Source organism: Vibrio sp. 10N.261.55.F4 (assembly GCF_041470465.1).
GTDB lineage: Bacteria > Pseudomonadota > Gammaproteobacteria > Enterobacterales > Vibrionaceae > Vibrio > Vibrio crassostreae_C.
Genome location: NZ_JBFRMM010000015.1, coordinates 1 through 18,150, shown reverse-complemented (window position 1 = coordinate 18,150; position 18,150 = coordinate 1). Strand labels below are relative to the sequence as shown.

At 43.1% G+C, this 18,150-nt stretch carries 17 protein-coding genes; 11 read left to right on the top strand and 6 right to left on the bottom strand.

Annotated elements, in window-relative coordinates; all coding sequences use genetic code 11:
- Window positions 1–121: 121 nt before the first annotated feature.
- From AB4249_RS08425 to AB4249_RS08400, 6 genes are all read left to right on the top strand, one after another.
- On the top strand, window positions 122–1,036 hold the full coding sequence (locus AB4249_RS08425; RefSeq protein ID WP_372102827.1) for a TIGR01777 family oxidoreductase: 915 nt from the start codon (window positions 122–124) through the stop codon (window positions 1,034–1,036).
- Window positions 1,037–1,079: 43 nt separating this feature from the next.
- Window positions 1,080–1,907 (top strand): SDR family oxidoreductase, encoded by an 828-nt coding sequence (locus AB4249_RS08420; RefSeq protein ID WP_017061923.1) that lies wholly within the window; start codon window positions 1,080–1,082, stop codon window positions 1,905–1,907.
- Between the two features lie 396 nt (window positions 1,908–2,303).
- Window positions 2,304–3,158, top strand: a complete 855-nt coding sequence (locus AB4249_RS08415) for a co-chaperone YbbN (RefSeq protein WP_017061924.1) — start codon at window positions 2,304–2,306, stop codon at window positions 3,156–3,158.
- Window positions 3,159–3,355: 197 nt separating this feature from the next.
- Window positions 3,356–4,285 carry an SPFH domain-containing protein gene (locus AB4249_RS08410; protein WP_102332549.1) on the top strand — a complete coding sequence of 310 codons (930 nt, stop codon included), beginning with the start codon at window positions 3,356–3,358 and terminating at the stop codon, window positions 4,283–4,285.
- A gap of 3 nt (window positions 4,286–4,288) precedes the next feature.
- On the top strand, window positions 4,289–4,738 hold the full coding sequence (locus tag AB4249_RS08405; RefSeq protein WP_048660872.1) for an NfeD family protein: 450 nt from the start codon (window positions 4,289–4,291) through the stop codon (window positions 4,736–4,738).
- A gap of 319 nt (window positions 4,739–5,057) precedes the next feature.
- On the top strand, window positions 5,058–5,237 hold the full coding sequence (locus AB4249_RS08400) for a hypothetical protein (RefSeq protein WP_017061927.1): 180 nt from the start codon (window positions 5,058–5,060) through the stop codon (window positions 5,235–5,237).
- A 95-nt stretch (window positions 5,238–5,332) separates the two neighbouring features.
- On the opposite strand, the gene cueR is transcribed toward AB4249_RS08400, so the two are convergent.
- From cueR to zipA, 5 genes are all read right to left on the bottom strand, one after another.
- Window positions 5,333–5,734 carry a Cu(I)-responsive transcriptional regulator gene (gene cueR / locus AB4249_RS08395; RefSeq protein WP_372102825.1) on the bottom strand — a complete coding sequence of 134 codons (402 nt, stop codon included), beginning with the start codon at window positions 5,732–5,734 and terminating at the stop codon, window positions 5,333–5,335.
- Window positions 5,735–5,827: 93 nt separating this feature from the next.
- Complete coding sequence (locus AB4249_RS08390; protein WP_017063394.1) at window positions 5,828–6,631, bottom strand: DUF2057 family protein; 804 nt, start codon at window positions 6,629–6,631, stop codon at window positions 5,828–5,830.
- A gap of 98 nt (window positions 6,632–6,729) precedes the next feature.
- The gene (locus AB4249_RS08385) at window positions 6,730–7,830 is read right to left on the bottom strand and encodes a porin (RefSeq protein ID WP_102332550.1); all 1,101 of its coding nucleotides are present in this window, start codon (window positions 7,828–7,830) and stop codon (window positions 6,730–6,732) included.
- A gap of 525 nt (window positions 7,831–8,355) precedes the next feature.
- Window positions 8,356–10,368, bottom strand: a complete 2,013-nt coding sequence (ligA, locus tag AB4249_RS08380) for an NAD-dependent DNA ligase LigA (RefSeq protein WP_371724307.1) — start codon at window positions 10,366–10,368, stop codon at window positions 8,356–8,358.
- Window positions 10,369–10,460: 92 nt separating this feature from the next.
- Window positions 10,461–11,504 (bottom strand): cell division protein ZipA, encoded by a 1,044-nt coding sequence (zipA, locus tag AB4249_RS08375; protein WP_017061932.1) that lies wholly within the window; start codon window positions 11,502–11,504, stop codon window positions 10,461–10,463.
- Window positions 11,505–11,733: 229 nt separating this feature from the next.
- Between zipA and cysZ the strand changes: the two genes are divergently transcribed.
- From cysZ to crr, 5 genes are all read left to right on the top strand, one after another.
- Window positions 11,734–12,492 (top strand): sulfate transporter CysZ, encoded by a 759-nt coding sequence (cysZ, locus tag AB4249_RS08370; protein WP_029235129.1) that lies wholly within the window; start codon window positions 11,734–11,736, stop codon window positions 12,490–12,492.
- Between the two features lie 237 nt (window positions 12,493–12,729).
- Window positions 12,730–13,698 (top strand): cysteine synthase A, encoded by a 969-nt coding sequence (gene cysK, locus AB4249_RS08365; RefSeq protein ID WP_017061934.1) that lies wholly within the window; start codon window positions 12,730–12,732, stop codon window positions 13,696–13,698.
- Window positions 13,699–14,000: 302 nt separating this feature from the next.
- Window positions 14,001–14,258 (top strand): HPr family phosphocarrier protein, encoded by a 258-nt coding sequence (locus tag AB4249_RS08360; protein ID WP_004734263.1) that lies wholly within the window; start codon window positions 14,001–14,003, stop codon window positions 14,256–14,258.
- A 136-nt stretch (window positions 14,259–14,394) separates the two neighbouring features.
- Window positions 14,395–16,119, top strand: coding sequence for a phosphoenolpyruvate-protein phosphotransferase PtsI (gene ptsI / locus AB4249_RS08355; protein WP_048660880.1), 1,725 nt, complete (start codon window positions 14,395–14,397; stop codon window positions 16,117–16,119).
- A 106-nt stretch (window positions 16,120–16,225) separates the two neighbouring features.
- Entirely contained in the window at window positions 16,226–16,735 is a 510-nt protein-coding gene (gene crr / locus AB4249_RS08350; RefSeq protein ID WP_004737851.1) for a PTS glucose transporter subunit IIA, read from the top strand.
- A 491-nt stretch (window positions 16,736–17,226) separates the two neighbouring features.
- Here crr and AB4249_RS08345 read toward each other — a convergent pair.
- Window positions 17,227–18,150, bottom strand: a 924-nt coding sequence (locus tag AB4249_RS08345; protein WP_372102823.1) for a flagellin, incomplete at its 5' end; no start/stop codon positions are given.

Below are 18,150 nucleotides of genomic sequence, written 5' to 3'. Positions count from 1 at the left end.
CATAAGGCGTAAATTAGGTATCACACGATTGAAACCAACTGATCGTTATAGTGATTTTTTCGTATTGATTGGCGATTAAAAACAAGCCATGTCTATAATTATGTTTAATAGGGAGATTGGTATGAAGATATTGTTAACGGGTGGTACGGGATTTATTGGCTCTGAATTGGTCAAAAGTTGGAACACTGACGACGTGACATTGTTGACGCGGAGTCCTGAAAAAGCGAAGCAAAACCTAAATCACCTCAACCAGAACAACCTTCATTACATTCAATCTCTTGATGAACTGAGCGATCTCAATGACTTCGATGTAGTGGTCAATCTTGCTGGCGAACCTATCGCTGACAAGCGTTGGAGTACGGAGCAAAAAGAGAGGATCTGTAACAGCCGCTGGCACATTACTGAAAAACTGGTCGAGTTAATTCATGCCAGCAGCAACCCGCCGAAGGCTTTTATTAGCGGCTCAGCCGTGGGTTACTATGGTGATCAACAGCAACATCCGTTTGACGAATCACTACAAGTAGAAGATGAAAGCTTCCCTCACAAAGTTTGCGCTCATTGGGAAGAGATAGCCAAGAGAGCACAATCAGAAAGCACACGCGTGATATTACTGCGAACAGGTATTGTACTTGGTGAAAATGGTGGTGCGCTCAAAAAGATGCTTATGCTATACAAACTCGGAGTTGGTGGACCGCTAGGTTCAGGCGAACAATATATGCCTTGGATTCACATGCTAGATATGGTGAGAGCCATCAACCACTTATTGTCGATGCCTCACGCTCAAGGGGAATTTAATATGTGTGCCCCGCACCCTGTCACCAACAAGCTGTTCAGCAGCACACTCGCCAAACAACTACGCCGACCGCATTTCTTGTTCACGCCGAAATGGGCAATGTCGATTCTCATGGGGGAATCATCTTGTTTGCTATTTGACAGCATTCGCTCCAAGCCGAAGAAACTCACTGAGATGGGATTCATCTTTAGTTACTCAAGAATCGAGCCAGCACTAAAAAACTTGTTACAACATCAAGACTAATTCTTTACCCTAGAGCGATAGAGACTCTAATAAAGGATTAAGTGTGAACAAGTCGATTCTGATTACCGGTTGCTCAACAGGTATTGGCTATACATGTGCTCATGCACTTCAAAAGCGTGGTTTTCATGTCATTGCATCTTGTCGTGATCCACAAGATGTTCAACGCCTTCAAGATGAAGGCCTCACCTGTATTCAATTAGATCTTTCCAACCAAGAAAGTATTGAGCATGGCGCCAAGCTTGCTATTGATCTCGCACCTAATGGATTGTATGGATTATTCAATAACGGTGCTTACGGTCAAGCAGGGGCACTAGAAGACTTACCGACCCAAGGACTCAGAGAACAATTCGAAACTAACTTCTTTGGTTGGCATCATCTCGTCTGTCAGATCCTTCCGCACATGCGCGAGCGTGGCGAAGGTCGAATCGTACAAAACAGTTCCGTATTAGGTTTTGCAGCCATGAAGTATCGTGGTGCTTATAATGCTTCTAAATTCGCGATTGAGGGTTGGACAGATACCTTACGATTAGAACTGCATGGCAGCGGTATACAGATCTCATTACTGCAACCAGGGCCAATTGAGACTCAATTTAGAACCAATGCCTTGAAAGCGTTCAATAAATGGATCAACATTTCTGGCAGCGCCCACCAAGACGCTTACCAACAACAAAAAGATCGACTCGAAAAAGAATCATCGAATAACGCTTTTGTCCTGCCTCCAGAAAGTTGTATTGAGCCGGTATTCCATGCTCTCACCGCCGACAAACCCAAGCTAAGATACCGAGTTACGACCCCGACTAAAGTGTTCGCGGTATTGAAAAGGATTCTACCGAGTCGCTTGCTAGACCCTATTTTGAGAAAAGCTGCATAAATTACTAACTTTGAATGCAGAGTCGCAAACTTTAATGTAACGATGTAATTTTTCCGTAACAATAAGATGTCATGATTATCCTATCCCATCAGTTATTCCCAATTGATGGTTCTACTCTGGAAATCTCATGACTTTAAACCGCCTTAATTGGGTAGGTGTGGGTCTGGCGATTACGTTGTTTATTCTGTTTTGAGTATCTCACGCAACGCCTCACTGACTACCTCGATGATAACGCTATGCCTTCCATGTTGAGATAACAATTATATCAACATCGAAGCATAGCGTTTTTCTATTTTTGGTTCTTTTTATCCGAGATAACCGAGTTAGATCTTGAAGTTACCGACTAATCCCCCCATATTTGCAACGTATCCACAAAACAAACCTCAAGGAACGTAAATGCAATCTCCGCATATTGTTGAACTTAATGAGCAGAACTTTCGTCAAGTATTAGAAGGTTCGATGCAGACCCCTGTACTCATCCATTTTTGGGCACCAATGAGCCAAGAGAGCGCCCAAGTCATTCCTGAACTGCAAACTTTAACTCAGCAATACAACGGTGCCTTCACCTTAGCCCTGCTCAATTGCGAACAAGAGCAAGCTATTGCTAGCCAGTTTGGTGTTCAAGCACTGCCCACTATTGCACTGTTTGTTAATGGTCAGCCAGTCGATGGGCTCGGTGGCCCTCAAAGCATAGAAGCTATTGTCGATATGCTCAGCAAACACCTTCCTAGCCAAGATGAACTTGCTTTGCGTCAGGCTCTTGAGCAAATGCAAGCTGGCGAGCACACACAGGCACTAGCAGCAATGCAGCAACTTCCAGCAGAGCTGACGAATAAAGGTGAAGTAAAACTGGCGATCGCAGAGTGTTTGTTAGAAACGCAACAATTTGACCTTGCTGAAACTCAGCTAGCAACTATCCCTCTTGAGTACCAAGACAACTACTACAAAGGCTTAGTTGCAAAGCTTGAACTTCATAAACAAGCAGCAGACAGCCCTGAAATACAAGCATTAGAAGCAGCTCTTCAGCAAAATCCGAGCGACGCTAAAACAGCATCTGAATTAGCATTGCAATATCACCAAGTGAACCGCAGTGAAGAAGCTATGGATCTATTATGGTCTTTCCTAGCCAAAGATCTTAATGCTCTCGATGGTGACATGAAGAAAGAGTTCATGGACATCTTGAGTGCGCTTGGACAAGGTAACCCAGTTGCCAGTAAGTACCGTCGACAACTGTACTCTCTGCTTTACTAGTTAAACCTAAAAAGCCGTAGATTAAACATCGAAAATTGACAATTCAATCAATTAGTTTATCGCATAATAGAATGTAAAATGGGCCATAAAATCAATATTTTATGGCCCATTTCTCGTTTATAAATTTGCTCAGAATTTAAATATGAGCCAGTATCAATACTGAACTATCAAAAACTCAAACTTGCAAAGGATTTTGTATGCCTATTGATACCTTGATTACTATCGGCGTCTTTACTGCCGTCGCACTGTTATTTATCTTCGCTGGCGTAAAAACCGTTCCACAAGGCAACAACTGGACCGTTGAACGCTTCGGGCGATACACACACACCCTTAAACCGGGTCTTAACTTAATCATTCCATTTATTGATAAAGTTGGACAGCGCATCAGCATGATGGAGCGTGTTCTCGACATCCCAGCACAAGAAGTCATCTCCAAAGATAATGCTAATGTCATGATTGATGCTGTCTGCTTCGTACAAGTTATCGATGCACCGAAAGCGGCTTATGAAGTAAATGACCTTGAGCATGCGATCCGTAATTTAACCCTCACCAATATCCGTACTGTACTTGGCTCTATGGAGCTGGATGAAATGCTTAGCCAGCGTGACATGATCAATACCAAGCTGCTAAATATCGTGGATGAAGCAACCAACCCATGGGGCGTAAAAGTTACTCGTATCGAAATCAAAGATGTACAACCACCAGCAGATCTAACCGCCGCGATGAATGCCCAGATGAAAGCCGAGCGTAATAAACGTGCTGATATCTTAGAAGCAGAAGGTGTACGACAAGCTGAGATCTTGAAAGCAGAAGGCCACAAGCAATCAGAGATCCTGAAAGCAGAAGGTGAGAAGCAAGCGGCAATATTGCAAGCAGAAGCCCGTGAGCGTGCCGCAGAAGCAGAAGCTAAAGCGACAGAAATGGTATCAACGGCAATTGCTCAAGGTGACATGCAAGCGGTCAATTACTTCATTGCACAAGGTTACACCGACGCATTGAAATCTATAGGCCAAGCTGAAAACGGCAAGATCATCATGCTACCACTCGAAGCAACTGGCCTTATGGGTTCTGTAGCGGGTATCGCGGAGATGTTTGCACATAAGAATGACAAAGGTAGTAAGGACTAACTTATGGTCGAATTACTAGAACAAGTAAACCACTGGCACTGGCTAGCATTTGGTCTAGCACTGCTTGCACTTGAACTGGTTGGAACCGCTGGTTACTTTTTATGGATAGGCATATCTGCCATGCTGGTCGGTGCCCTATTAGGAGCATTACCAATTGGTTGGCAGATGCAATGGCTGTCCTTTGCTAGCTTCTCTCTTATTACCACTTGGTTGTGGTGGAGAAGACAACTCTCGAATGACAAGCAATCGGATGCAGGGCGAGAGTTAAACCAAAGAGAAAAGCAATTGGTAGGTCAAACCGTTATTTTAAGTGAAGACGTAAAGAAAGGTAGCTGTCGAATTAAGTTCGGTGACTCTTCTTGGTCAGCAAAGGCCAGTCAAGATATTCCATCTGGAACCGAAATTAAGATTGTCGCTTTAGACGGAATCGTTCTAATAATAGAACCTTTATAAACAAGAGCTATATGAAGCCTGCATTTTCAATAAATGCAGGCTTTTTCTATTTTTGAACCTTAATAATATTCGAATTATCATTGCGATAGATTGAATTGAAAAAAAAATAAGTTCTTATTTCGTAAAGCTAAAAAGTTTGATTGAGCTAAAAAGGTATAAGAAAGCCAGATTTCTTACCCAATATATATATGAATAGTTAACCTTACTCTCGCTTATTTATAATTATTAAAAATGTTAAGTCCGTCGAATTTTTGAAATTTTCTTTTCCTTGTCCATACTTTCAATTATCTCAATTAGAGATAAACCTAATGGAGTTTGTATGAGACATTTTTTAATAATTCTAACGGCTATTTTCAGCTTGTCATTTGGAAGCGCTCTAGCGAGCAGTCAGTCTCCTGGTAACGGAAACATGGGGCCTATCGTTAAGTGTTCAGATGGTAACGCAGTCACTCATGTACCACTGTTGATCTGTAAACATTACGGCGGAAAGGTGCTGTGATAGGTGCTGTGATAGGTGATTAAAGTCAGGCTAGTAATGAAATTGCTGCCTGACGATTATTTAGAACTGGAATAACCTAACTGCGGCCAGATAGATTATTCCAGATAGATTATTCCAGATAGATTATTCAAGATAGGACATTCCGTTGAAGTATCTCCAGGGCAGTCATGTACCCAAGATTGTAGCTGCACCTTCATCTTGTTTAACTCCGCAAGCTTCAACTCTATTTCATCTAACTTCTGAGTCGCCTTCTTCTTTACTTCGTAGCTTTGTCTGTTGGGATTCATTGCCAACTCAACCAGTGACTTACACTCATCGAGAGTGAAACCAACCATTTTAGCTCTCAAAACGAACTCTAACTGTTCGATATGAATCTCGCCATATTGCCTGTAACCATTTTCTGATCGGTGCGGTGGGCTCATCATGCCTTTACTTTCGTAAAAACGAATGGATTTCGCTGTTGTACCAACACGCTTCGCTACTTCACCAATATTCACAATCTTACCTGTAAGCCTAAAATGAAAAACCGCAGTACTGCTGTTATACAATACTGCGGTTGAAAAACATAGCTAGAGACTTACGTTAGAAGCCTACTCTTGCTCTAATAGCCAAATCATAGTTTGAGATTTTTCTTCGCTGTTTAGCTTATTGAACCAATATGAAACCATTTCGATTTCTTTTGAGCCTTCTAGTGATGTTGGGGTAGCGTTTTTACGATTCTTGAATGCCCAATCAGTCACAGCAGCTTGCTCTTCTTTTGTCGCTTGACCATACCAGTAATTAACCATCTCTTGAGCTTGAGACGCTTTTGGTTCTTCAGCAACTACAGCCGCAACAGGTACCGCAACCGGAGCAACAGCGATAGCCGTATGATTATTTGCACCGTTATAAATTGTGTCGATATACGCTTTCGGCACAATGAAAGTTGTACTCATCACTGAGTTTTGTCCATCAAGTGTAAATTCTAAATTCTTTTTTCTTGCTTGCTGGATGTCAGCTTCGCTCAATGGAAATTTAATATACTGAGTCTTTGTGCAGTGTTCGCTGCAGCTCTCTCTTGGAAGTTGTCTCTCTTCAAGGTCTATCGTCTTACCAAAAAAGCTAACGGTTTCGTATTCTTTATAGCTCTGGAAATAGCTTACATCCATGGTAATGGAAGATTCTGGAGCCGAATTCTGCGTTATTTCTTTGTTGTATGTAAAGTAGAGTGACGATTTCAGGATATCTGCCCCGACATTCGCTTTACTTTCCGCTACATAAGATTGCCCAGTCACTTGAATGTAGCCACCTTTTGGCTGTACATCAGCAACTGAGTCTGCAAAATTACTTTGTGAATCGAGTGAACTACAAGCTCCCAAAAATAATGATAATACGACTACACTAACTTTATTCATTATGACTAATTCCTTATGTTCACTATGGAAAAACGCTGGCAAACAAAATTTACCAGCGTTTTGATTTTTATCTAACTGTTTAAGCTAAAGATTCTAGCTTAGAAACCGTATTCAAGACCAACGCGAGTTACGATATCTGTATCAGCGTCACCAACAGTACGACCCGCTACACGTAGGTAAGGTACGAAACCGTTATGAACAGCCATTAACTGACCAGAAATAGTGTTGCTGTCTGAGTTAGCGTCTTTCTTACCATTTGTTTCAGACTCAAGGTTAGCTGCGTAGCCTAGTTTGAAACCGATTGGACCATTCCAGTATTGACCGATGATAGAGTAAGAATCTTGAGTTACTTTGCGGATGCTGTTATCTAGCTCTTCGCCTTTATATGCTGCAGCGAAACCGAAACCTGCTGGTAGGCTAGCTTCGAAACCAACAATGTATGCGAATGTATCATCATCGTAACCAGCTACTTCAGGAGCCTGTTCTGGGTTACCGTTTTCATCAAAAGACCAATCACCACCAGACGCGGCAACGACACGAGTACCAGATTCAACCGCACCCATTAATGTTACTTTCTCGAAGCTGTACTTAGCACTTGCGCCAACAAAGTTTGCGTCACGAGTTGCTGCACCACCACCGTTGTCGTTATCGTCACGACCAACAGAAGCTGCAAAAGAGAAACCGCCAAATTTAGCTGAATCGTAACGAACTTGGTTAGATTGACGATCGTAGTGACCGTTGATGCCGCCCCAATCGAATACAGAACCTAGACCAGGGTTAGAGAATGGCCAGTCGACGATTTCGTATAGTGGAGTAAGAACACGACCCACACGCAGGTTACCCCAAGAGCCAGAAGCACCAACGAACGTATCACGGAAACCAAGCACACCGCCTGAAACGCCGCCATGACCCCAGTCTGTGCTATCTACGTAGCCAGATTCAATCTGCATTGTGATTAATACGTCATCAAACATCTCTTTATGAGCACGGAAGCCGATACGAGATTCATTCTCTACAGCGTAACCAGTACTAGAGTCGTTGTTGTCAGTTGTGTTGTAGTTAACTAGAGAGATAGCTGCAACACCGTATACGTCAACGTTGAAATCAGAGTTGATACCAACTTCTTTCGCCATTACGCCTGTCGATAAAAGTGCAACGGATGCACCTAGTAGAGTACGTTTGAAAATTTTGTTTTCCATGGAATAAAACTCCTAAAAATGGATATAGCTGTTTGAATATTCCCCGCCTAAAGTTGGCCGCCGTAGAGAGAAATACCTTTTCTTGTTTGAGAACCCTAAACTCTGAATTCTCTATTTCCTTTCTGGTTATACACATCATGTGCATCCATGGCATTAAGACTAACTTCGCCCTCAAAAAGATCAATGATAACTTAATTTTCATCTAAAAAAATATGAGTTGGTGCAAATTTAATAGGTACTTAGTGATCCAGATCGATAAATAGAAAAATCCTCACCAAAACAAAATCAATACCAATAAATTCAACAACTTGAGGTAATTATCACTTTGTAAAAATAGATATGACTCGCATTTTTGATACAACTACAATGGTATTTCATTAATGTTGAGCAGCGTCACTGTCCTGATTTTAGAGTTCGTATAGGAACAAAATTCTCAACAATTAAAAAGCCCTCATTTTTATATCAGAAACAAAAAAGGCACTCCCTTGAAAGGAGTGCCTTTGAGCTTTTTTTATCTGTATTTACTTACGAAATAAGGGCTATTAGATCTTCTTCTGTTCTTATTTCGATACCTAAATCTTGTGCTTTAGTTAATTTAGAACCCGCAGCTTCACCGGCAAACAAGATGTCCGTTTTCTTCGATACGCTACCCGTCACTTTCGCACCTAATGCTTGTAACGCAGCTTTAGCTTCACTTCGACCTAATTGCGACAATGAGCCTGTTAACACAACGACTTTACCTTCTAATGGTAGCTCTTGGTCATCGGCAGCTTCTTTGATGATTGGCCAATTCACACCTAGCTCTATCAGCTGATCGACGACCGCTCTGTTTTTCTCTTGTGAGAAGAAGCTGGTGATATGGCTAGCAACGATGTCACCAATATCTGACACTTCAACTAATTGTTCATGAGTAGCTGCTTGAACCAGTTCCAACGTCTTAAAGTGTTGCGCTAAGTTCATCGCTGTCGCCTCACCGACTTCACGAATACCGAGTGAATAGAGGAAACGCGCTAACGTCGTGTCTTTAGCTTTATTCAACGCACTCACGACGTTCTGTGCCGATTTAGGCCCCATTCGGTCAAGAACAGTAATCACGCCAGCACTTAGCTTAAATAAATCAGCAGGTGTTTCGACCATTTCACGGTCCACAAGCTGCTCAATAACTTTCACGCCCAGTCCATCAACGTCTAGCGCCTTTCTAGAAACAAAGTGTTTAAGTGCTTCTTTACGCTGCGCCTGACAGACTAAACCGCCAGTACAACGCGCTACAGCTTCACCTTCTACACGCTCAACCGCAGAACTACATACTGGGCAAGCATCAGGGAAAACAATGTCTCTAGCCGTTTCAGGGCGACGATCTAGTACAACAGCCACTATTTGTGGAATAACGTCACCTGCACGGCGAATAATAACGCTGTCGCCTACCTTCACGCCTAAACGCGCAATCTCATCGGCATTGTGTAAAGTGGCATTGCTGACCGTCACGCCACCAACGAAGATAGGTTCAAGTTTAGCAACCGGCGTAATAGCGCCAGTACGGCCCACCTGAAATTCAACGTCATTGAGCAGTGTAATCTCTTCTTGAGCTGGGAACTTATAAGCAATTGCCCAACGTGGCGCTCGTGCAACAAAGCCAAGTACTTCTTGAGCCGCGATATCGTCGACTTTGATAACAACGCCATCAATCTCGTAAGCCAGAGCATCACGACGAGTCATAATATCTTGGTAATAGGCTTTCACGTCTTCGAGAGAGCTCAGTTGCTTAGTCTCGGGGCACATAGGTAAGCCCCAACCTTTAAGCTGTAAAAAGCGTTGGTAGTGACTATTTGATAGCTCAGCGCCTTGTACAACACCGACACTGTATGCGTAGAAAGCTAGCGGACGTTTCGCAGTAATACGAGAATCAAGCTGACGCAGGCTACCTGCGGCGGCATTACGTGGGTTAACAAATACTTTCTCGCCTTTCTTCAACGCCATCTCATTCAACTTATCGAAACCCGCTTTTGGCATAAACACTTCGCCACGAACTTCAATACGCTGCGGCCAGCCTTCACCTTGTAACTTAAGTGGGATAGAGCTGATCGTACGCACGTTTTCAGTGATGTTTTCACCCGTCGCACCGTCACCACGTGTCGCAGCCTGAACTAAAGTACCATTCACATAGAGTAGGCTAACGGCAAGGCCATCAAGCTTAGGTTCACAACAGAAAGTCTTGAGGTTAGCGGTTGGCGCTCTATCAGACATTCGCTTATTGAACGCATCCAAATCTTCATCAGAGAAAGCATTGTCCAGAGAAAGCATTGGGATCTCATGAGTCACTTGAGTGAAACCATCGAGAGGCTGACCACCAACACGTTGGCTCGGAGAATCTACCGTCACTAGTTCCGGGTTCTCTTCTTCGATCTTTAGCAATTGCTGCATTAATCGATCGTACTCGACATCAGGGATCTCAGGGCTATCTTCTACGTAATAACGAACGGCGTGATAATGCAGAGTTTCTCTTAACTGCTCTAAGGTAACTTGAATCGATTCTTTCATATCATTCTCTATCGTGATTGAAATATCAAAAAGGGCTCCCTTAGGAGCCCTTTTCTATAAATATAGATTATTTACAAGGCTAAACAATACGGCTAGGCATTCGATGCCGTCATAAAGTCTCTGATTTGCTTGCGGTAGTCAGATAAACGGTTTGGTGTCATTAAGTTGCGTGACTCATCCAACACGTTTCCGCCCATATCGTCAGCAATTTTCTGCGCCGCACTCAGCATCACATTGAAGTTTTGATCAGCTTGACCATAACAAGGCAACGTCATAAAGAACGAAATACCTTTAGTCGTGAAGTCAGCAGGATCATCATGTTCTAGCGTTCCTGGCTGCATCATGTTTGCAACGCTGAAAATAACCTTTGGTGCATCTGTAGATTGTGCAAAGCAGTGGTAAATAGACATCTCACCATAAGTTAAACCGTTGTTCTCCATGCTGCGGAAAAGTTCAGTCCCAACGAATGGGATCTCTCCAGCACAGTGAACATTAAGAACGATCACTTCTAAACCAAGTTCTTCATCTGGTTTTGCTTCTTCAACAGTCGCACTTTGCGGAGTCACGACTTCTTTCGCAACAACGGGCTCTCTTTGAGTAAGCGTTTCGTTTGGAACGACTGGCTCATCAACTGTTTCAGAAGGCTCTTCAAACGAACCGTACTGCACTTTAAAGCCGGCATGGTTTTCTTTTTGCTCGTCAGTCAACTCAAAGCTTGGAACTTCAGGCTCAACGTCCTTCTCTTCCTCAATCACTTCAGGTTCACTTTCAACCTTAATTGGGTCTTCTACGCTGAAAGAAGGAAGATCATTTAATTCGATATCATCTTCGTAAGCTTCTTTCGCTTGTGGCGCTGTTAGCGGATCTGAGTCGATCAGCGGATCAGTATCAGAGGGTGAAACAGCAAAATCCGGCTCTTTACGTTCTTTTCGGATTATCTCAAAATCATCTTCTGGGGCGAATGAACGGTTTGGAATAGTTTCTGCTTCATCTAAGCTGTCGTTATCAAGCTTACCGAGCGGCTTATCTCCAAACTTTGCTTTCCCTTCTTTTTTACTCGTCCATAGACCATGGAACAATAATGCGGCGATAGCTAATGCGCCAACAATAATGAGTACAAATCGCAATTCCTGCATTTTTCGCTCTCAGCTTTCTTAGTCAACTAGCTATAAACACGCTGTCACTAAGTTGGGTTAATTTGGCTAATCTCACTACTCTATCAAAAGTAGCCACTGTTTTAGAACAACTTAATACAATTAGTTCCTTACATGGTGTGATTTTCACCACGCTTTTTTTCTTAATTTCGGTCGAGTACACTAGACATGTTTGCTATTTAACCAAATTCACATGTGACCTAATTTAAATATGACTATTGAATCTGTTCCCCGCTCCGGCTTTGGCTATTTTATTTTCGGAATAAAAATCGCTTTATCACCGAGCATTCGTAAGTTTGTACTAATGCCACTTATCGCGAACGTGTTACTCGTTGGTGGTGCCTTGTTTTATATCTTCTCCAACCTAAACACTTGGATTGAAGGTTGGATTGGTGCATTGCCAAGTTTCTTGTCGTGGTTGTCATACATTTTATGGCCATTACTTGTGTTAACCGTCTTGGCCACATTCTCGTATTTCTTTAGCACGCTCGCTAACTTCATTGCCGCACCGTTCAACGGTTTACTCGCGGAAAAAGTTGAAGAGTTGTTGAGCGGTAAAAAAGTTAATGACGATGGTTTACTTGATGTCCTCAAAGATACCCCACGTATATTAGCGAGAGAATGGCGCAAGCTTGTCTACATTCTGCCAAAAGCGATCGGTTTATTCCTACTTTTGTTAATTCCAGCACTAGGGCAAACCGTTGCTCCGTTTTTATGGTTCATTTTCACAGCATGGATGTTAGCGATTCAATACGCCGACTACCCGTTCGATAACCATAAAATCAAATTTGATGACATGAGAAACAATTTGAAACAAAAACAAGGCAAGAGCTACAGCTTTGGCGCGCTTGTTTCTGTGTTCACCACAATTCCAATTCTAAACCTGATCGTAATGCCCGTTGCCGTTTGCGGCGCGACGGCAATGTGGGTTGCTGAGTTTAAAGACCAAGCTCTGCGTTCTCGTCTATAATTCTCGTCTATTACCCCGCCTATACTTCCTAGTTTCGCCTATCTTTTTGAAGTTCTGATTTCAATAAAGATAGGCGTGAATTCTGCTACATATCTATATGATATAACTTTTTAATCCTTTTACCTTTTTTTCAACTTGTTTAATCTAAATTCAAGCTGAATAAACATCGTAAGACACTAGACGGTAAAGTGATTGATATACTACGTTTAGTTCTGTCATTAAATGAAGGAATATCGCATGAGCAAGATCTACGAAGACAACACCCTAACGATTGGTAACACACCTCTAGTCCGCCTTAACAAAGTAAGCAAAGGTAACGTCCTAGCTAAGATCGAAGCTCGTAACCCAAGCTTCAGTGTTAAATGTCGTATCGGTTCAAACATGATCTGGGAAGCAGAAAAAGCAGGTACGCTTAAGCCAGGTATCGAGCTTGTTGAACCTACCAGTGGTAACACAGGTGTTGCACTTGCATTCGTAGCAGCAGCACGCGGTTACAAACTAACGCTAACTATGCCTGAATCAATGAGCCTAGAACGTCGTAAGCTGCTTAAAGCGCTTGGCGCAAACCTTGTGCTAACTGAAGCACCAAAAGGCATGAACGGCGCGATTGCTAAAGCAGAAGAGATTGTTGCTTCAGACCCAGACAAATACCTACTACTTCAACAGTTCAACAACCCTGCTAACCCACAGATTCACGAGCAGACGACTGGTCCTGAAATTTGGGAAGCAACAGACGGCGAAATCGACGTGTTTGTAGCGGGTGTTGGTACGGGCGGTACTATCACAGGTACAAGTCGTTACATTAAAGGTGAAAAAGGCAAAGCGATTACTTCAGTCGCGGTTGAGCCGGCAGAGTCTCCAGTGATTGCACAAGCACTTGCAGGTGAAGAAATCAAACCAGCTCCACACAAAATTCAAGGTATCGGTGCAGGTTTCATCCCTGGAAACCTAGATTTAGAGATTATTGACCGTGTTGAATCGGTAACTTCTGAAGAAGCGATCGAGATGGCTCAACGCCTAATGAAAGAAGAAGGTATTCTTGCTGGTATCTCATCTGGCGCGGCAGTAGTAGCAGCGAACAGAATCGCCGAACTACCTGAATTTGCAGGAAAAACTATCGTTACTGTACTACCAAGCTCTGGTGAGCGTTACCTAAGCACAGCCCTATTTGCTGGCATCTTTACGGAAAAAGAGAACCAACAATAATATGTGGTCAAATCAATTTTTCGTCCAAAAAAGCCCCGTTTAGGGGCTTTTTTGTTGATCCCTGCCCCACCTTTGGTAATATCAGGTCTGTTTTATTTTTCGCTTCAAAATAAAAGAAGCAATAAACAAATTCTGAAAGTCATGAGTACTCAGCAAAAGACGACCATGGCTGGATAAAAATTTATAACCAGTCTAAGTTCTAACACGAACATGGCGTACTAGCCTCTAGCGCATTTGGGCTAAAGCAGTTAAGCTAATCTGGTTACAAACTTACAAAAAATAAATTAATTGGGGTATATAAAATGTACGAGAAGCAAGTAGAAATCACAGCAGAAAACGGTCTTCACACTCGTCCAGCTGCACAGTTCGTTAAAGAAGCAAAATCTTTCGACGCTGACATCACAGTGACTTCTAACGGCAAAAGCGCTAGCGCGAAAAGCCTGTTCAAACTACAAACTTTAGGCCTAGTAAAAGGTACTAACGTTACTATTTCAGCTGAAGGTCCTCAAGCTCAGCAAGCAGTAGACCACCTAGTTGCTCTTATGGATCAACTACACTAATACGGTCTCCTTCTTTCAAAGCCATTTTGCATAGCAAAGTGGCTTTGTTCGAAATAGATAGGAATAAGCGCGACATTAGTCGACGACTTAAAGTCACACACTCTCCCGTTTACAGTTGAACAACTAAGGTAAGGCTATGATTTCAGGCATCCTAGCATCTCCTGGTATTGCTTTCGGTAAAGCACTACTACTTCAAGAAGATGAAATTGTCCTAAACACTCAATCTATCTCTGACGACCAAGTTGAAGCAGAAGTACAGCGTTTCTTTGACGCTCGTAACAAATCTTCTCAGCAACTTGAAGTTGTTAAGCAAAAAGCACTTGAAACTTTTGGCGAAGAAAAAGAAGCAATCTTTGAAGGCCACATCATGCTGCTTGAAGATGAAGAGCTAGAAGAAGAGATTTTAGCACTCATCAAGAAAGACAAGATGCACGCAGACAACGCGATCCACACTGTGATCGAAGAGCAAGCTGTTGCACTAGAGTCTCTTGATGATGAGTACCTAAAAGAACGTGCAACTGATATCCGTGATATCGGTACTCGTTTCGTTAAAAATGCTCTAGGCATCAACATTGTATCTCTAGCAGATATCAATGAAGAAGTTATCCTAGTAGCTTACGACCTAACGCCATCTGAAACTGCACAAATCAACCTAGACTACGTTCTTGGTTTCGCTTGTGACATCGGCGGTCGTACATCTCATACTTCAATCATGGCACGTTCTCTTGAGCTTCCAGCTATCGTTGGTACTAACGATATCACTAAGCAAGTTAAGAACGGCGACATGCTTGTGCTAGACGCGATGAACAACAAGATCATCATCAACCCTTCTGAAGCTGAACTAGCAGAAGCTAAGAAAATCAAAGCAGATTTCGAAGCAGAAGCGGCTGAACTAGCAAAACTAAAAGATTTACACGCTGAAACTCTAGACGGTCACCGTGTAGAAGTTTGTGGCAACATCGGTACAGTAAAAGACTGTGACGGTATCCTGCGTAACGGCGGTGAAGGCGTTGGTCTGTACCGTACTGAATTCCTATTTATGGACCGTGACGCGCTTCCTACTGAAGAAGAGCAATACGTTGCTTACAAAGAAGTAGCAGAAGCAATGGAAGGCGAGTCAGTGATTATCCGTACTATGGATATCGGTGGCGACAAAGACCTACCATACATGGACCTTCCACAAGAGATGAACCCGTTCCTAGGCTGGCGTGCAGTACGTATCAGCTTGGATCGTCGTGAAATCCTACGTGACCAACTACGTGGCATCCTACGTGCATCTGCACACGGTAAACTACGTATCATGTTCCCAATGATCATTTCTGTTGAAGAGATCCGTGAACTGAAAAAAGCAATCGAAGAGTACAAAGTTGAACTTCGCGCTGAAGGCCTAGCTTTCGATGAAGAAATCGAAATCGGCGTAATGGTTGAGACTCCAGCAGCTGCTGCAATCGCACACCACCTAGCGAAAGAAGTATCTTTCTTCTCTATCGGTACTAACGACCTAACGCAATACACTCTTGCGGTAGACCGTGGTAACGAAATGATTTCTCACCTATACAACCCACTATCTCCTGCTGTTCTTACAGTAATCAAGCAAGTGATCGACGCATCACACGCTGAAGGTAAGTGGACTGGTATGTGTGGTGAGCTTGCTGGTGATGAGCGTGCAACGCTACTTCTTCTTGGTATGGGTCTAGATGAGTTCTCTATGAGCGGTATCTCTATCCCTAAAGTTAAGAAAGTAATCCGTAACTCTAACTTCGCTGAAGTTAAAGCGATGGCTGACGAAGCACTATCTCTACCAACAGCTGCTGAAATTGAAGCTTGCGTAGAAAAGTTCATCGCTGAGAAAACTCAGTAATCGCCAATCGCTTAATAACGTTAGACGGCTAAAAATAGTCGTCTAATTTGTTAGATTGGTATAGTATATTCTACAGAATAAAACTAAACGTTAGGAGCATGACACAATGGGTCTGTTTGACAAACTGAAAAAGCTTGTATCTGATGACAGCGCTGATGCTGGTGCAATCGAAATCATCGCACCTCTTTCTGGTGAAATCGTAAACATCGAAGATGTGCCAGATGTAGTTTTCGCTGAAAAAATCGTTGGTGACGGCATCGCGATCAAACCAGCTGGCGACAAAATGGTAGCTCCAGTTAACGGTACTATCGGTAAGATCTTCGAAACTAACCACGCATTCTCTATCGAGTCTGACGACGGTGTTGAGCTTTTCGTTCACTTCGGTATCGATACTGTTGAACTTAAAGGCGAAGGCTTCACTCGTGTAGCTGAAGAAGGTCAATCTGTTAAAGCTGGTGACACTATCATCACTTTCGACCTAGCGCTTCTAGAAGAGAAAGCAAAATCTACGCTTACTCCAGTTGTTATCTCTAACATGGACGAAATCAAAGAGCTGAACAAGCTTTCTGGTTCTGTAACTGTTGGCGAAACTCCAGTTCTTAAAGTAACTAAGTAATCTCGATTACTTATCTGCTTTAATTAAAACGCTACCTAAGGGTGGCGTTTTTTGTGCCTGCTATATAGTTCTAATGCCAGATTACCAGCCGCTTTGGCCTTATCACCTAACAACTACAAATCCCCTTCTTCTTTGGGCCTCTCACGAACAGAGATCCCTGACATCTCGCTCGGTTCGATTCTGGGATGACGATTAAACACTATGGTTTAAGCCTGAGTGATTGTTACTCAAACCGACCTCTTCTATACAGTTAGCTATAGAGTCACCAATACCCAACTCCCGTCATTCCCTACAGTGAGGACGAACGTGATAGGGAATCTCGCTTTTGCTTCTGTTTACCCGCACTACACTTTTCCAAATACACCTTCACCAAATTTCAGGCAATAAAAAACCCAGCCGAAGCTGGGTCTGTTTAGCGCTCATCTCTCACCACGAGCTAATTTGTGGAAGCCTAACGTCAACACTATCGGTCAACGTGGCTTTTCAATCGATTAACCTAGTAGGCTAAGTGCCGAGTTCGGTGCTTGCTTCGCTTGAGCAAGAATCGAGCTTGAAGCTTGAGAAAGGATCTGAGACTTAGTCATCTGAGTCGTTTCTTTCGCGAAGTCGGTATCTTTAATACGGCTCTTAGATGCGTTAACGTTCTCGTTAATGTTGTCTAAGTTGCTGATAGCGTGGTCGAAACGGTTTTGGAAAGCACCTAGCTCAGCACGGTGACTGTCTACATACTTAAGGGCCGCATCGATTACTGCTACAGACTCTTGTGCGCCGCCAACAGATGTTACGTCGATAGTATCAACCGTTACGTCTTTAGCTGCTTGAATACCTAGCTCGCCCGCAAGACCGCCAGAGAAAGACACATCGCCGCTCACTTTGTTGTTGCCTGTGAACATTTGTAGCTTGCCGTCTTCAGTAACAGACGCTTTAACAGAATCTTGTTGACCGTTGATGTAAGTCGCTAGCTCTTCGATGTCATCACCCGCTTTTGCGCTGATGTCGATTTCTTGTGCTTGGCCGAAGTTGTCAGTGAACGACAGTTTTAGGTCGTTAGAGCCCGCTTGAACGTTCCAGTCTTTGTCTTTCGCGTTCTCAGTTTGGTAGCTCTTACCACCCATCTGAGCGTTATCAGAGCGCATGTCTTTCAGTTGAAGCATTACAGCTTCACCGTTATCCGCACCGATTTGGAATGATTTAGTACCGTGAGTACCGTTAAGCAGCTTGTTACCACCAAAAGACGTCGTTTCCGCGATACGGTTCAGTTCGTCGTTCAGTGCTGTTACTTCTTCTTGAATCGCTACACGCTCAGATTTTGAGTTTGAGCCGTTTGAAGATTGTAGAGACAAATCACGCATACGTTGCAGGATGTTAGTCGTCTCGTTCATTGCACCTTCAGCAGTTTGTGCAATTGAGATACC

Coding starts and splice junctions, on each gene's coding strand:
- ptsI (WP_048660880.1), top strand. CDS start 14,395: ATGATTTCAGGCATCCTAGCATCTCCTGGTATTGCTTTCGGTAAAGCA.
- ligA (WP_371724307.1), bottom strand. CDS start 10,368: ATGAAAGAATCGATTCAAGTTACCTTAGAGCAGTTAAGAGAAACTCTG.
- AB4249_RS08400 (WP_017061927.1), top strand. CDS start 5,058: ATGAGACATTTTTTAATAATTCTAACGGCTATTTTCAGCTTGTCATTT.
- AB4249_RS08360 (WP_004734263.1), top strand. CDS start 14,001: ATGTACGAGAAGCAAGTAGAAATCACAGCAGAAAACGGTCTTCACACT.
- AB4249_RS08415 (WP_017061924.1), top strand. CDS start 2,304: ATGCAATCTCCGCATATTGTTGAACTTAATGAGCAGAACTTTCGTCAA.
- cysK (WP_017061934.1), top strand. CDS start 12,730: ATGAGCAAGATCTACGAAGACAACACCCTAACGATTGGTAACACACCT.
- AB4249_RS08410 (WP_102332549.1), top strand. CDS start 3,356: ATGCCTATTGATACCTTGATTACTATCGGCGTCTTTACTGCCGTCGCA.
- AB4249_RS08390 (WP_017063394.1), bottom strand. CDS start 6,631: ATGAATAAAGTTAGTGTAGTCGTATTATCATTATTTTTGGGAGCTTGT.
- AB4249_RS08425 (WP_372102827.1), top strand. CDS start 122: ATGAAGATATTGTTAACGGGTGGTACGGGATTTATTGGCTCTGAATTG.
- AB4249_RS08385 (WP_102332550.1), bottom strand. CDS start 7,830: ATGGAAAACAAAATTTTCAAACGTACTCTACTAGGTGCATCCGTTGCA.
- crr (WP_004737851.1), top strand. CDS start 16,226: ATGGGTCTGTTTGACAAACTGAAAAAGCTTGTATCTGATGACAGCGCT.
- AB4249_RS08405 (WP_048660872.1), top strand. CDS start 4,289: ATGGTCGAATTACTAGAACAAGTAAACCACTGGCACTGGCTAGCATTT.
- cysZ (WP_029235129.1), top strand. CDS start 11,734: ATGACTATTGAATCTGTTCCCCGCTCCGGCTTTGGCTATTTTATTTTC.
- zipA (WP_017061932.1), bottom strand. CDS start 11,504: ATGCAGGAATTGCGATTTGTACTCATTATTGTTGGCGCATTAGCTATC.